Origin of the sequence: Chitinophaga niabensis, assembly GCF_039545795.1 — a bacterium.
Lineage (GTDB): Bacteria > Bacteroidota > Bacteroidia > Chitinophagales > Chitinophagaceae > Chitinophaga > Chitinophaga niabensis_B.
In genome coordinates, this window is record NZ_CP154260.1 from 7,107,933 (window position 1) to 7,123,308 (window position 15,376).

Consider the following 15,376-nt stretch of genomic DNA (forward strand, 5'->3'; position numbering starts at 1 on the left):
GGGTGTTATATTTGAGGGATCAATCAACCAAAGAAAAAGAGCTATTCTTTTAAAAGTGATCTTTTCGGGATATTGTTTTTTAGTAATTATTTTTCCTAAGTTTACTTGAATAAAAGCCGCTGTTCATTTGTCCAGTCTACCTTATACTGATCAATTGTTGCTACAGGAGATGGCTGCCGGAAGCGAAGACGCTTTCTGCCGGCTCTTTGATCATTACTGGAACAGGGTATACACCTCTGCAATGGTATTAACAAAGTCATCACAGATGGCGCAGGACATTGCGCAGGAAGTATTTCTTCAGTTATGGCAGAACAGGGAAAAGGCTGCAGACATCCAAAAGCTGGATGGTTTCCTTTTCATCAGTGCCCGTAACCTCATCTTTAAAAAGATGAGCCGGTTAAAACTGGAAGAAGCTTATCAGCATTATCTTACCTATCAGGCAAGGCTTGAATCCGGCGATACTTCCGTGTCCACGGAATTCAAGGAACTGCAAACCCTGGTGGAATTAGGGATCAGCCAGTTACCACCACAGCAGCAAAAAGCTTTCCGCCTTAGCCGTGAAAGGGGCCTCAGCCATGAGGAGATCAGTTTCCAGATGGGTGTTAGCCGTGCGGCTGTAAAAGATTATATCGTCCGTTCCCTCGCTTTCCTCAGAAAATACCTCCGGGAGCATGCCTTACTGGCTACTGCGCTCCTTTCCAGGTTCCTTTAAAATATTTTTTTTATCCGGCACTTCCTTTTGTGCTTTTCAATGGTCTTCATACCACAGGAGCTAATCATTATGCATGCAGATCTGAAGAATTTACTGGAAAAATACCTGGCGGGTGAATTATCCGCAGAGGAGTTCCGTAGGCTATGGTCTGCATCCCGGGAACCGGGTAGCCGGCAAACCTGGGAATCCTTTATGAAGGAGATCTGGAACGATCCGCGTTATCACCAGTTGGAAGACAACGGTGCCAAAGATGCTGTACTGGAAAAACTACGGCCGGTTTTGAAAGATGTTCCCCGCAAACGGGCGCCTTTCATTAACAGGCGAACCTGGTGGGCTGCCGCAGCCAGTTTATTACTCCTTGCAGGCGGTGCTTCTTATTTCCTCCAATCTAAAAAACCAGTTCAGCTGGCTTCCACGCCGCCACCGCCCATTAAAAAAAATGAAGTGCAACCGGGAGGGGACAAAGCCATACTTACGCTGGCAGATGGTACCACCATTACGCTGGACAGTGCATCCAATGGTATGCTGAGCCAGCAGGGGAATACAAAAGTGGTGAAACTGGCTAACGGAAAACTGGAATATAATACCTCCGGTGCCCCGGCTTCCGAAGTGATGTTCAATACCATGCGCACGCCGCGGGGTGGCCAATACCGGATCACTTTACCGGATGGTACACAGGTATGGCTCAATGCAGCTTCTTCCATTACTTATCCTACCGCATTCTCCGGTGAGGAAAGGATGGTGAAAGTAACAGGGGAAGCCTATTTTGAAGTGGCGCCTTTGGAGCATAAAACACCTTTTAAGGTAAAGATCATGTCCGGCGCAGGAGAGGAAAAGGCACAGGTGACGGTGTTGGGAACGCATTTCAATATCAATGCGTATGATAATGAAGGGGATATCAAAACCACGCTGCTGGAAGGTTCCGTGAAAATAAGCCAGGGGGCCTTCAGTATAAACCTGAAGCCCAGGCAGCAGGCTAAGATCGCGCAGAAAATAGAGGTTGTGGAGCCGGATGACCTGGAAGAGATAACTGCATGGAAGGAAGGGTACTTCAAATTCAATGAAGCCGATATCGGCAGCATATTACGGCAGGCAGAAAGATGGTATGATATTACCGTTGCTTATCCCAACGGCGTACCGAAAGACCTTTTCAGTGGGTCATTACCAAGACATGTGAGCCTGACTAAATTCCTGGAAATACTAGTTTACAGTGATATAAATGCCAAAATCAAGGAAAGAACAGTCATTATAAATCCTTAGGAACAAGCTAAAAATACCTAACTGAGTTTAATTATCGGATTCAAGAAAAAGGCCGGAAGTATGAGGGTACAACCGGCCGGATGCTTGCGTCTGCGTATCAATCAATTTGCTAACTGTTGAAACGGGCAAAACCCAAACAAACCACGAAGTTATGAAATTAAGATTTACGAATTCCACAAGGTCTAAGGGCCTCCGCGGTCTGTTGCAATCCAGGCTGTGGCCAACCGGAAAAATTCTTCTGATCATGAAGCTAACCGCCATCCTGCTCTTTATTACGTGCCTCCAGGTGAGCGCAGAGGGATATAGCCAGCAGATCACCATTAACATTAAAAATGGTTCGCTGGAAAAAGTGTTTGCACAAATAGGGAAACAAAGTGGCTATCACTTCTTCTTCAACCAGCGGTTGATGAAAGATGCTAAAAAGGTTTCCCTGCAATTGAAGGATGCTTCTTTTAAAGAAGCGCTGGAAGCATGTTTCCACAATCAGCCATTTAATTATGTAATTGTTGAGCAAACTGTAGTGGTGCGCAAAAAGGATGAACCAATGCCAATTGTAAATCCTTCGCTATTGCCGGCGCCACTAATACTGATAAAAGGAAGAGTGACCAGCGAATCGGGGGAACCTTTACCCGGCGCCACCGTTAGGCTGAAGAACAGCACCAAAGGCGCTACCACGGATGCCAAAGGGGAGTTTTCCTTTACCCTGCCCGATGGTACGGACGTGGAACTGGAGGTAACCATGCTGGGTTATAAAACCATTACGCTAAAACCAGAGAACCTGGGCAATGTTATCATCGCACTCAAAGAAGAGTCCACTACCCTGGAGAACTTTGTGGTGATAGGATATGGTACTGCCAAGCGCAAGGACTTCACAGGATCTGTGAGTTCTGTGAGAATGGAGAATTCGCCCATGGCATCGTTACCTAACCTGAATGCACTGGAGTCATTAAAAGGGAATGTACCCGGTTTGAGCATCGGCGCAAGCAATTCCGCCGGAGACCAGCCAACTATGCTATTGCGCGGAAAGAACTCTATTAATGGTAATAATGATCCCTTGATCGTGCTGGATGGAACCGTGTTTTTGGGCAGTCTTGGCGATATTAATCCAAACGACATTGCCAGCTTTGATATCCTTAAGGACGCTACATCAGCAGCTGCATACGGTTCCCGTTCTGCTAATGGTGTAATCGCCATTACCACTAAAAAAGGCCGTTCAGGGAAACCATCTGTTGCTTTCAATACATCAACAGGGATACAAACCTGGCAACGCAGGCCGGTGATGATGAAAGGAGAAGAATGGTTAGAGGTAGTGAACGCACGTAATAAATATACCCCTGGTTCTACCAACTGGCTGAAACCGGGAGAAATAGCTAACAGGGATGCCGGAAAAGAAATCAACTGGCTGGATGAAACTACCCGTACAGGGCTGATCCAAAGCTACCAGGCTGCTGTATCAGGCGCTACGTCCACAGTGAACTATTATCTTTCCTCTTCCTTTGACCAAAACAAGAGCATTGTGGTAGGGGATGATTTTAAAAGGATCTCTGTATTGGCAAAACTGAATGCAAACATTACTTCCTGGCTGGAAATAGGTGTAGATGGAGGTTTTTCCAGGAGGGATTATTCCGGTATCCCGGCTGATATCGGAGGTGCACAGATCATGTCTCCATATGGTGTGATGTTCCGGGACGATAAGGGGAACCTGGAAAAATACCCTTACACCCAATCTTTGGTGAATCCTTTATGGGGTGTAAATGATGGTACGCGCGACAACAAGGATATCAGGAATAACTACCGTCTCAATTCTCATCTTGTGTTAAAAGCGCCATGGGTAAAAGGGCTTACTTACCGGCTGAATTATTTGCTGAACCAGGACAGGAACCAGGCGGGGGACTTTACCTATGAATCTAGTTTTATTGCGGAAGGAGAAGGCATTGCCCGTTATTCCCCTGCAGCCATCCAGGGATTTTTAACCCGTGCTACAGGGAATATTAATAATAATTCTACTTACAGTTATGTAATAGATAATATCCTGAACTACAAGCAGGATTTTGGTAAACATAGCATAGATGTTACAGCTGTGGCTACAAGGGATTACACGAGATATGAAATGACGAGGGCAACAGGAACGGACTTTGCCGCTAATGGTAATACTGCGCTGGGTATGTACGGCCTCTCTAAAGCCACTGTACAGAGGATAGAGATGAATGGTGAGGAAAAGGCCAATATCGGGTATCTTGGCCGCTTAAGTTATTCCTATAATGATAAATATTTCTTCACAGGTTCTTATCGCCGGGACGGAGCATCCGTGTTTGGTGCAAATAACAAATGGGCGAACTTCTCTGCTGCCGGTGTTGCCTGGAGGATCTCTAATGAAGAATTCATGAAAGGAATTAGGTCCCTGAACAGCCTGAAACTGAAAGTTTCCTGGGGGCAGAACGGGAATCAGAGTGGAGCTCCTTATAGCACACTCTCTACCATTGCCAATGGTACTTCAGGTGGTGTAAGGTATCAATTCACTAATACAGGTAGTGCAATTCAATATGGCCTCTTCCAGAATGCATTAGGTAACTCAAACCTGGGTTGGGAAAAAACAGCTGCATGGAACGCCGGTTTTGAATCTGCCTGGTTAGATGAAAGGTTATTTGTAGACGTAGACCTGTACAGTTCACAAACCACCGACCAGATATTCGTTCGCAACATCCCGGTAATGACAGGTTTCAAGACTATGAGAACTTCCATGGGCCAGGTGAATAATAAGGGGATTGAAGTGACGGTAAGATCAGTGAATGTAAGAAAGAGTAACTGGGGCTGGAACACTTCGCTTACCTTCTGGATGAATCGGAACCGCGTGGTTAATTTGTATGGAGATGATCTGAATAAAGATGGTAAAGAAGACGATGACCTGGCGAATAATTTATTTATCGGATATCCGCTCGATCCGATCTTTGGATATGAACAGATCGGTATTGTGCAGGCAGATGATGCGGAATATATCGCTGCAACAGGTGCTGCTCCCGGAGCCCCTAAATACAGGGATATTGACAAACAGCCTGGTATCAGTGCCGGCGACCGTAAGATCCTGGGAAACGAGAATGAAAATTTCAGGATGAGCATGAGTAACAACTTTAATTATAAAAACTTTGATCTCTATGTGATGATCTCCGGCACGTTTGGTGGCAATGGCTATTTTATGAGGGCTAACCAGGCAGCCTACCTTACTGCAGGTACCGGTCGTTTTAACGATAATATGACGTCCAAGCCTTATTGGACCCCGGAGAACAAAAGTAACATATATCCATCTGCCTACTTTGCAGGGGACGGGCGTTTCCTGGGATTGCAATCACGTGGATTTGTAAGAGTACAGGACATTGTACTGTCTTACAAGGTGAATGCGGGGTTGTTAAAAAGGCTGCATGTCAACGCTGCGAAATTCTTTTTAAGTGCGAAAAACGTAGCCACTTTTACTAACTGGCATGGCGGAGATCCGGAGGAAGGTGTTACGGTAAGGCAAAATACCTTCCCGGTTCCTTCATCTTATTCCTTTGGCGCCAACATCAGTTTCTAATCCAATTCAACGAGTTCAACATGAAAAAGATCATTCATCATTATTATAATTATACTACCTGGGCATTGCTGCTATTGTTGTCAGGGATCGTAAGCTGTAAATCAGATAAGGATTTCCTTATGGAGAAACCGACTACCTTCTACACAGTTGAAAATGCCTACTCCACTTCCGCCCAGATAGACCAGTCACTGGTTGCCATCTATTCCCAGCTGCGCGACCTTTGGGCAAACCCTTCGGAAGAAGGCTGGATCTTTGTATTCCGCGGAAATGGAACGGATATGTACGATGTGGCCAGTATCAGAAGAGGGGCTACTTTCAACAACTATGGTCTCATCAATCCGGATAACGGTACTTTCTTTAATTTTTACAGCACCTGGTACCAACTGATCGCCAGAGCAAACCTGGCGATATCGGCTGCGGACCTTCCACAGATCTCATGGGCTACCCCGGCTGATAAAGCATATGCTTTAGCGCAGGCCAGGTTCTTCCGTGCATTTGCTTACCGTAACCTGGGAGAGATCTTTGGTGGTGTACCTATTGTAACACAGCCATCCACTGTGCCGCAGTATAATTTTAAAAGATCTACCCGCGTAGAAACATACCAGTTCGCGATAGATGAACTGCTGGCTATTGAAAACGACCTTCCGGTTACAACAACCGCCGGAGGCCGTTTAGTAAGAGGTGCCGCACAGCATAATCTTTGCGAACTCTATCTTGCCCTGGGTACACAACTGGCAGCAGAATCAAAAACAACAGAGGCCAATGCTGCCTTTGCACAATCCATCGCATACGGCAATAAGGTGATAGACGGTGGTACCTTCTCCCTGATGAAGAACCGCTTTGGTGCAAGAAGTACGGAAGCGCAGGGGAATGTATACTGGGACCTTTTCCAGGAAAAGAACGTGAACTACCAGGATGGCAATAAAGAATGCATCTGGGCTATACAGATCGATTATGCAGCGTACAGAGCTGAAGATGGTAAATCCAAACTCCCTTATTCCCGTACTTATAGTCCTGTTTTCCGTGATGGTGCAAAAGACCACCTGACCGGAACAGCAGAGAATGTAGGAGGAAGGGGTATTGCGCAGATGATACCTACCATGTACACCCGCGATGAAATATATGCAGGGCAGTGGGCGGCAGATATGCGTAATTCAGATATCGTATTCCGCAGGAACTTTATCGGAAACGTGGCTTCTTCTCCTTACTTCGGCCAGATCGTTCCCTGGAACGTGATATACAATGGCAGTGCAGATCCTGTTACCAATATGAACAACAGGAGCCTTTGCTATCCTGTATCCTGCAAGATCGCCACAGATAAATACACTGGTATAGCTGATGGCGAGAACATGAGCAATCTGTTCAGGGATGATTATTTCATCCGCCTGTCTGAAACTATCCTCCTGCGTGCAGAAGCCAAACAACGCAGCGGAAATAAACAAGGGGCGGCTGATGACGTGAATTTGCTGAGGGACCGCGCTAACTGTACTTACAGAGTAACGGCAGCGGATATGGACGATAACTTCAATCTTATCCTGGATGAACGTGCCCGTGAGCTGGTATATGAAGAATGCCGCTGGAATACTTTGCTGCGGATGGGTGGAACCATTGCGGTAGACCGCATTAAAAAATACGCTTACTGGCCTGAAGCAAAGGCAACCCTTACTTTCAATTATAACCTGTGGCCTATCCCGCAAACCGTCATCGATACCAATAAAGATGAGAAGCTGGAGCAAAATCAGGGCTGGCAGCGATAATCTTTTTTTATATTGTAGTAAGAAAGCCAGGAACTTATTCCCGGCTTTCTTATCATTTTATACTATTACCATGCGCAGGAAGACTCTTTTTTTTCTCTTTATCATTATTAATTCGGTACAAAGTTATGCCCAGCAAGCTGTTCCTGAGGGATTGATGTGTGATCTGCTGGCTTATACAGATCAGCAGTATGTGAATGGATATCCTGTGCAACCGGTCAGGAAATTTTCAGGCGGGCAGTATGTACGCATCGCGAACCGCCAGCCTGCTTTCAGCTGGGCTATCGGAGGAGCGCCTGTGCAACAGACAGCCTACAGGATATTGGTTTCAGACCAGCCAGAAAACCAGGGGAATATATGGGACTCTAAAAAAGTAACCTCCGCACAGTCTGCCGGTGTTGTATTTGCCGGTAAGGCATTACAGCCCAACACTACTTATTACTGGATGGTACAGATCTGGGATGAAAAGGATCAGGAAAGCCGTTTCTCTAAGCCTGCCATATTCTTTACAGATTCCGTAATGGTGGATTATGCCACTCCAAAATATCCTTTGCAGAAAACAGATCAGTTCCCGGTAGCTGTTCGTGATGGCCGGATAGATTTTGGCAAAGCCGCATTCGGGCAATTGAAATTACGCCTGTCTGCCAAAGGAGATGGAGATACCGTAACCGTGCATCTTGGTGAAGTAGTGAATGCAGATGGCAGTATCAACCGGAAACCGGGAGGCAGCATGCGTTACCAGGCGTACCGTTTGCCTTTACGTGCAGGTACTCATACTTACCAGGTATACATCAGGCCCGATATGCGGAACACCGGTGCACAGGCTATTAAAATACCATCTTATATCGGGGAGGTATTGCCTTTCCGGTATTGTGAACTGGAAGGTTATACAGGTACTTTGCAACCTACAGATATTATCCGCTCTGCCGTGAATTATCCTTTTAATGATGCAGCGGCTTCGTTTGAAAGTGCAGATACTATTTTGAATGCGGTGTGGGAATTATGTAAATACAGCATGAAGGCCACTTCCTTTGCAGGTGTTTTTGTTGATGGCGACAGGGAGCGTATTCCCTATGAGGCAGATGCTTATATCAACCAGTTAGGTTATTATGCTACAGACCGGGAATATAGTCTTGCCCGCAGTTCACATGAATACCTCCTGTATCATGCCACCTGGCCCACAGAGTGGATCCTGCAATCTGTATTAATGGCCTATAATGACTATCTCTATACAGGAGATATCCGTTCTGCCCGGCATTACTATACGGAGCTGAAAGCAAAACTGCTGATGGCACTGGAAGATTCCAGCGGATTGATCAGTACCCGCACCGGCAGGCAGAACGCAGCACTCCTGCAATCCATTCACTTTAATGGCAAAGAGCTCAGGGATATTGTAGACTGGCCGCATACCGGTATTTTAGGATTAGGGAACGAAGAAGGTGGTGAAACAGATGGTTTCATCTTCACCACACATAATGCAGTAGTGAATGCCTATTACTATAAAGCCCTGCGCGATATGCAGGTGATGGCAGGAGTCTTAGGTAATAAAACGGATGAAAGCATGTTTGCCGCACGCGCAGATCAGGTGAAAAAAGCTTTCCGCAAATTGTTCTGGGATGCCAAACGAAAAGTAGTATTGGATGGAAACGGCACCACACATGCTTCCCTGCATGCCAATATGTTCGCATTGGTTTTCGGATTGGTGGAAGAACAACACCAGAAAGCGGTAGGTGATTTTATCCGTTCCCGCGGAATGGCCTGTAGTGTGTATGGCAGCCAGTTCCTGATGGATGCGGTGTATGATGCCGGAGATGACCAGTACGGCCTTTCCCTGTTGAATTCACAGGCATTACGCAGCTGGTATAATATGATCCGTGCCGGCAGTACTATTACCATGGAAGCATGGGATAATAAATACAAACCTAACCAGGACTGGAACCATGCATGGGGCGCCGTGCCTGCCAATATCATTCCCCGTAAGCTGATGGGCATAGAGCCTATAGCGCCGGGATGGGCTGCATGCAGGATAAAACCACAGCTGGGTGATCTGCCCTGGGCTAAAATAAAAGTACCCACTATCAAAGGAGATATCCTTGCAGCATATGAACAATCTCCCGGCAGGCTGGTGATGAAAATCACCATTCCTTCCAATACTACTGCTCAGGTAGTATTGCCTGCCAGACTTACACAGCAAAAGTTCACCGTTCTTATGGATGGTAAGGTCATTAAACCTTCCGGTTCCAAAGGCGCATATTTTCTCCCGGATGTGCGTGGTGAACATGAAATAATCATTAATCACGAAAAATGAAAAAAATACTGATATGGGGGGCAGCGCTTTGCTGTTTCATTAACGGATGCACCAATAGCAAGCAGGTAACGGAAGTACAAGGTGATCTTGCCATGGGATTCATGAATCCCCCGGATGAAGCAAAACCCCGGGTATTCTGGTGGTGGCTGGAAGGCTATCAAACGAAGGAAGGTGTTTTAGCAGACCTTGTTGCCATGAAAGAAGCAGGCATCAAAGGTGCGATCATTTTCGATGCAGGTTCTTCTTCTTACAATAAAATGGAAAAAACAGAAAGCGGTCCCGTATTCCTGGGGCCGGAGTGGAAAGCGCTGTTCCATTATGCCTGTGATGTGGCAGACAGTCTGAACCTGGAGATCAGCCTGAATATTGGCAGCGGCTGGAATGATGGCGGGCCATGGGTTACGCCGGAGCTGGCATCCAAGAAACTCGTATGGAGCGATACCATGATCCAGGGTCCGCGGAAATTAAACATGCAGCTGCCCATGCCGGCTAAGCTGGATAAAGCAGGTTATTATAAACCCATTGCAATACTGGCCGTTAAACTGAATGAGAACAGCGAGCAGATCAAGCCACTGGAAAACATGAATATCAAAGCGGTGCACAGTATCTATTCTATTCCGATGACGAAGAACGGATTGGGATACGACTGGAACCTCTTCATGAAAGAAGAAGCTTCTCCGCCACATGAAGCCAATGCAACTTTGGATAATGTGATAGATGTAAGTAGTTATGTAGATGCACAAGGCAATATCAACTGGGATGTACCAGCTGGTAATTACCAGATCATGCGGTTTGGGTACAGTGGTACCGGTATTGAAGTATCCACCCACAGCCCCGGTGGTGGTGGCCTCGCTATTGATTACATGAGCAAAGAAGCCATGGATGTGCAGTACGATAAGGTGGTCACTTCGTTGATCAAAGGTCATAAGAACGCCAGCCTTAAATACCTGCATGACGATAGCTGGGAACTCGGCGCCTCCAACTGGACACCTGCTTTTGTAGACGCTTTCCAAAAACAGAATGGCTATGATATCAAAAAGTACCTTCCTATATTAACCGGAAAGATCATTGAAAGCAGGGATGTTTCCAATCGTTTCCTCTATGATTTCAGAAGAACGATTGCGGATGTGATCTGGGAAAATCACTATAAACGATTTGATGAACTGGCGAAGAAGGATGGCTTGGCGCTGCACTCAGAAAGTGGCGGCCCGCATCCTGCACCCATCGATGCATTGAAGAATCTTGGCCTGAATGCGATCCCGATGGGAGAGTTCTGGATCAGGGCGAAAACACATAGGGTGGAGGACTTCCGCCGCATCTTTATCAAACAACCTGCTGCAGCTGCACACATCTATGGAAAACGTTTTGTGCAGGCAGAAGGCCCTACGAGCATTGGCCCACATTGGGAAGAGGATTTCGCATTTATGAAACCCACTTTAGACAGGGCTTATTGCGAAGGACTCAACAGGCTGGTGATCCATACCTTCACCCATTCTCCTAAAAAAGCAGGTATACCGGGTAATGAATATTTTGCCGGTACCCACTTCAATCAGAATGTAACCTGGTGGAAACAGGCGCCCGCCTTCCTGAAATGGAACAGCCGGGTATCTTACATGCTTTCCCGTGGACTGTTTGTTGGAGATGTATGTTATTACTACGGCGATAATGTTCCTAACCAGGTGCCCCTGAAACATATTCATCCTGAACTGGGTGAAGGATATGATTATGATGTATGTAATACAGAAGTGATCCTTACCCGCATGAAAGTAGCAGATGGAAAGATCGTACTGCCGGATGGCATGCGTTATGAAGTACTGGCTTTGCCGGATTGGAAAGTAGTGAATGTAGATGTGATGGTGAAGCTGGCGCAACTGGTGAAAGACGGTGCCACGATCGTTGGTCCGAAACCACTGACTACAGTAGGTTTAAAAGACAGGGCAGCAGGAGAACAAAAGGTGAAAGAATTATCCGCAGCATTGTGGGGTGATATTAATGGTACCACTATTACAGAACATACTTACGGAAAGGGAAAAGTGGTATTTGGTAAAACCATCCGCCAGGTATTGCAGGATAAAGGCAAGGGACCGGATTTTGCATACCAGAGCCGCAAACCCGGTGCATTGATCGATTACATTCACCGTACCACGCCGGATGCAGAGATCTATTATGTAGTGAACAGGAATGAACGTCCTGAATATATCCATACTACTTTCCGCGTAGATGGTAAAGTACCGGAGTTATGGAACCCGGATAAAGGCACCATCGTTCCGCAAACGGTATATGCTACCAAAGGTAAAACAGTAGAACTGCCTTTGTTCTTAGATCCCTTCGGCTCTGTGTTTGTGGTATTCCGGAAAAACAGTACAGGTGATCATTCCAGTATTCCTGCATTGCCGATGGATACTTTTGATGTAGCGCCATCCCTGGGCACACCTGAGAATGTAGCCGTTACTGGTCCCTGGACAGTGAACTTTGCGAAGGAATGGGGTGGCCCGGAAAGCACCGTATTCAATCAACTGATCTCCTGGACGGATCATACAGATCCGGGAATTAAATATTATTCCGGTACAGCAGTGTATCATCAGACATTTACGGTAAGTGCAGCACAATTACAGAAGAAGGTTTTCCTGGACCTGGGAGAAATGTACAACCTCGCGGAAGTGATCATCAATGGAAAACATACCGGCGTTTGGTGGACGCATCCATTCCGGGGAGATATTTCTGCTTATGTGAAAGAGGGGCAGAACACACTGGAATTAAAGGTAGTGAACCTCTGGCCCAACAGGATCATTGGTGATAATTACCTGCCTGCGGACAAGCGGTTCACTAAAACGAATGTGAAGAAGTTTGATAAGGATTATCCCTTAAGGAAATCCGGTTTGATCGGCCCTGTGCGGTTGCAGTTTTATGCGCGTTAGACTAGTTTGATCTTACGTTCAGAAATATAAGGCACTATTTCATAAGGCATATCATGTTTGGTCATCCCCAATTCTTTTGGGGATGGCCCGACAAATGAAGTGCTCGAGCCTTTAAGATAAAAGTTGCCACGGTGATCTATCTCCGCGATAGTATAGATAGGATCTTTGTAAGGCACCGTGTATTTTATCATTGGATATTTTTCATCCACCTCTTTAGCGTACCGTATCCGCACATAATCATCTCCCAGCCATTGGTAGGACATGCTGTTGATCTGCACATAAAAGATACCATTGATCTCATTCACATAATCCAGGTGATGGTGACCGCTGAACACCAGTTGTACTTTCTTTGCACGTTCTAAGATCAATCTTATCTGTGTGGCATTTTCTATGCCGCCCATATCATTATCCAAACCCTGGTGGCAGCAAACAATCACAGGCAGGGTAGTGGTTGCAAGATCTTTCTCCAGCCAGTCCTGCTGCTCAATACCAATGTAGCGGGCATAGCCCGGAGGCCTGTCCTTAGAGGGATTTTTTTCATTCCCGTTCAATATCACAAAATGATAACCGTTCTGATCAAATGAATAGTAGGCGCCGTTTGCTTTCCAGTAAGCGATCACCTGTTCATGGGTGAACCCGCCATCATTATCATGGTTGCCTATTACATGATATTTAGGGCCGGGGAAGCTGTTCCATATATTCATGAAAGGAAGGTTCTTTTCATAAGGGCGGCAGAAATCTCCCAGCTGGATAATGAAATCCACCTGCTGTGATTTCATGTCATCTATAAAGGTTTTCAAACGCGCTTCCCCATCGTGCATAATATCCTGGTGCACATCCGTGCAGATGCCAAACCTGATCTTCGTTTTACGGTTTGCTGGCGCTGGCATAGCGGCCAGTTGATTGAGCGGAGTAAGCGCAAGGCTTCCCAATGCAATACTTTGCAGGAAGTTCCGCCTGTTTTGATGCTGCATACAAACAAATAGTTTAAAAGGATTGTATAAATATACTAAACTATTGTTTACAAATTCTTAAAATCTTTTTATCTATATAAAAGGTGCCGAAAGGAATGATGCAGGCCAGTAAGACCTTCCAGGTAGTATGTTTGAACTGCCATCCCTGTTCTACGCCTACGCTCAGGGTATTAAAGATAAACAGCAGGAACAGGGCGCCATGGATAGTGCCCATGATACTGGTGGCAACGGGGTAATGAAAGATATATTTCAAAGGCATGGCCACAAAAAGCAGCAGTAAAAGGGATATACCTTCCAGGAATCCGATGATCCGCAATCTTCCGATATTGGTTTTAAGCAGTTGGTTCATGATTAGAATGATCTGAAATATGGTCTGTGAGAAAAGGGTGAAAATGGCCAGGGGATAGCAATAAGGATGATGAATAAGGCGATGGAGAACCAGAAAAGCATGGTGCGGAATTTCTGTTTGCTGAAAGGTTTCCGTTTGGATAGGCCGGAGCCAATGGTAATCAGCACAATGGCAATGATCATCAGGCTGATGTGGATGATGCTGAAGAAGCTGAGTTCCATGCTTTGCAGGGTGTCTTTCAATGGTGCTCCTGTGAATGGGCTTTTAAAATATAATACGAACCCAAGCACCAGTTGAATATGTGCAATAGTAGCCGTCCAGTGACGGATGGAATTATCCGTTCGGGTAAATGGTTTATTTCCTGTATACCCCTTCCAGGCGCGGTATATGGAGAGTATAAGGCTGATCAGCACTAACCAGCGGAATAAAGAATGTAAGTGCAGCAATATCTGGTACATGCTGCAAATATATATCGAAAACATACCGATTGGTATGTTTTAGGGGAAAAAATTATTGAAGATGGGGAGGCTGGGCAATTTTTATTAGTGGCTGGTGAAGTGGAGCAATGCTTATTAGAGGCTGGTGAGGTAACGTTTCAATTCTTATCGAAGATGGTAAGGTGGGGCATTATTATTGGAGACTGGTAAGGTTTCAATTCTTATTGAAGGCAGTAATGTGAGGCAATTATTACTGGAGGCTGGTAAGGTTTCAATTCTTATCGAAGGGGGTAAGGTGGGATTCAATTCTTATTGAAGGCGGTAATGTGGGGCAATTCTTACTGGAGGCTGTAAGGTTTCAATTCTTATCGAAGGCGATAAGGTGTGGTTCAATTCTTACTGGAGACTTGTAAGGTGCCGTTTCTTATTGGAGGCCCGTGAGGTAACGTTTCAACTCTTTCAGGTACACTGTGTAGCTATCCTTCCCGTATAGCTTTCCGAGATTCCGGATACCACCGTAGCCGGACATAATGAAGAACGCTGTTTGCGTAGCGTTCACGTCTTTCCTTATTTTACCGGTAGCCTTTCCGTTCTTTATAGTCAGCTCAATAGCCTCCTGCCATTGGGTGGCCAGCTTTGAAAGTGCTTTATTGAAAGTGCTGTTCAGGGGAGACATTTCTTCTATCAGGTTAATTGCCGGGCAGCCGTACTTAGGGATCAGGTGTGGATTTTCTATCAATAGTCCTTTCATCATCTTATAAATTTCCTGCACCGGATTTTCTGCTTTAGTGAGTGGTAATACCATGGCTGCATACATGGCCGGGTGCATCACCTCCTGGATCATGGCCAGTCCCATATCATCCTTATTCTTAAAATGATAAAAGAAAGCGCCTTTGGTAACTGCGGTTTTTATGAGAATATCATCTATGCTCGTGGCCTGGTAGCCGTTTGCATAGACCAGCTCAAATGCTTTTTGCAGGATTGTTAACCGGGTTGCGGCTGCTTTGGACATAAAGTACTAATTGGTATGTAATGACAAATGTATTAAAAATGAAAATAGGGATTGGCTTACAGCGTGATAAATTATATTTGTTCC

At 45.8% G+C, this 15,376-nt stretch carries 10 protein-coding genes; 6 read left to right on the forward strand and 4 right to left on the reverse strand.

Annotated features, from left to right (window positions below; all coding sequences use genetic code 11):
* Positions 1-127: 127 nt before the first annotated feature.
* From AAHN97_RS28620 to AAHN97_RS28645, 6 genes are all read left to right on the forward strand, one after another.
* Entirely contained in the window at positions 128-712 is a 585-nt protein-coding gene (locus tag AAHN97_RS28620; protein ID WP_343305487.1) for a sigma-70 family RNA polymerase sigma factor, read from the forward strand.
* 69 nt (positions 713-781) lie between these two features.
* Positions 782-1,972 carry a FecR domain-containing protein gene (locus AAHN97_RS28625; protein ID WP_343305488.1) on the forward strand — a complete coding sequence of 397 codons (1,191 nt, stop codon included), beginning with the start codon at positions 782-784 and terminating at the stop codon, positions 1,970-1,972.
* 151 nt (positions 1,973-2,123) lie between these two features.
* Positions 2,124-5,540, forward strand: coding sequence for a SusC/RagA family TonB-linked outer membrane protein (locus AAHN97_RS28630; RefSeq protein ID WP_343305489.1), 3,417 nt, complete (start codon positions 2,124-2,126; stop codon positions 5,538-5,540).
* A gap of 20 nt (positions 5,541-5,560) precedes the next feature.
* Positions 5,561-7,297, forward strand: a complete 1,737-nt coding sequence (locus tag AAHN97_RS28635; protein ID WP_343305490.1) for a RagB/SusD family nutrient uptake outer membrane protein — start codon at positions 5,561-5,563, stop codon at positions 7,295-7,297.
* A gap of 70 nt (positions 7,298-7,367) precedes the next feature.
* A complete protein-coding gene (locus AAHN97_RS28640; protein ID WP_343305491.1) occupies positions 7,368-9,602 on the forward strand; it encodes an alpha-L-rhamnosidase C-terminal domain-containing protein in 2,235 nt (744 codons plus the stop codon).
* Positions 9,599-12,520, forward strand: coding sequence for a glycosyl hydrolase (locus AAHN97_RS28645; protein ID WP_343305492.1), 2,922 nt, complete (start codon positions 9,599-9,601; stop codon positions 12,518-12,520). The genes AAHN97_RS28640 and AAHN97_RS28645 overlap by 4 nt, the downstream gene beginning before the upstream one ends.
* On the opposite strand, the gene AAHN97_RS28650 is transcribed toward AAHN97_RS28645, so the two are convergent.
* The 4 genes from AAHN97_RS28650 to AAHN97_RS28665 form a co-directional block, all read right to left on the reverse strand.
* Positions 12,517-13,494: a metallophosphoesterase family protein gene (locus AAHN97_RS28650; RefSeq protein ID WP_343305493.1), complete on the reverse strand. Its 978-nt coding sequence runs from the start codon at positions 13,492-13,494 to the stop codon at positions 12,517-12,519. The two genes, AAHN97_RS28645 and AAHN97_RS28650, sit on opposite strands and share 4 nt — an antisense overlap.
* A gap of 40 nt (positions 13,495-13,534) precedes the next feature.
* Positions 13,535-13,843 carry a DUF3817 domain-containing protein gene (locus tag AAHN97_RS28655; RefSeq protein ID WP_343305494.1) on the reverse strand — a complete coding sequence of 103 codons (309 nt, stop codon included), beginning with the start codon at positions 13,841-13,843 and terminating at the stop codon, positions 13,535-13,537.
* A gap of 2 nt (positions 13,844-13,845) precedes the next feature.
* Entirely contained in the window at positions 13,846-14,301 is a 456-nt protein-coding gene (locus AAHN97_RS28660) for a hypothetical protein (protein WP_343305495.1), read from the reverse strand.
* Positions 14,302-14,704: 403 nt separating this feature from the next.
* Positions 14,705-15,292, reverse strand: a complete 588-nt coding sequence (locus AAHN97_RS28665; protein WP_343305496.1) for a TetR/AcrR family transcriptional regulator — start codon at positions 15,290-15,292, stop codon at positions 14,705-14,707.
* Positions 15,293-15,376 lie beyond the last annotated feature (84 nt).

Coding starts and splice junctions, on each gene's coding strand:
- AAHN97_RS28625 (WP_343305488.1), top strand. CDS start 782: ATGCATGCAGATCTGAAGAATTTACTGGAAAAATACCTGGCGGGTGAA.
- AAHN97_RS28650 (WP_343305493.1), bottom strand. CDS start 13,494: ATGCAGCATCAAAACAGGCGGAACTTCCTGCAAAGTATTGCATTGGGA.
- AAHN97_RS28660 (WP_343305495.1), bottom strand. CDS start 14,301: ATGTACCAGATATTGCTGCACTTACATTCTTTATTCCGCTGGTTAGTG.
- AAHN97_RS28630 (WP_343305489.1), top strand. CDS start 2,124: ATGAAATTAAGATTTACGAATTCCACAAGGTCTAAGGGCCTCCGCGGT.
- AAHN97_RS28655 (WP_343305494.1), bottom strand. CDS start 13,843: ATGAACCAACTGCTTAAAACCAATATCGGAAGATTGCGGATCATCGGA.
- AAHN97_RS28665 (WP_343305496.1), bottom strand. CDS start 15,292: ATGTCCAAAGCAGCCGCAACCCGGTTAACAATCCTGCAAAAAGCATTT.
- AAHN97_RS28645 (WP_343305492.1), top strand. CDS start 9,599: ATGAAAAAAATACTGATATGGGGGGCAGCGCTTTGCTGTTTCATTAAC.
- AAHN97_RS28640 (WP_343305491.1), top strand. CDS start 7,368: ATGCGCAGGAAGACTCTTTTTTTTCTCTTTATCATTATTAATTCGGTA.
- AAHN97_RS28635 (WP_343305490.1), top strand. CDS start 5,561: ATGAAAAAGATCATTCATCATTATTATAATTATACTACCTGGGCATTG.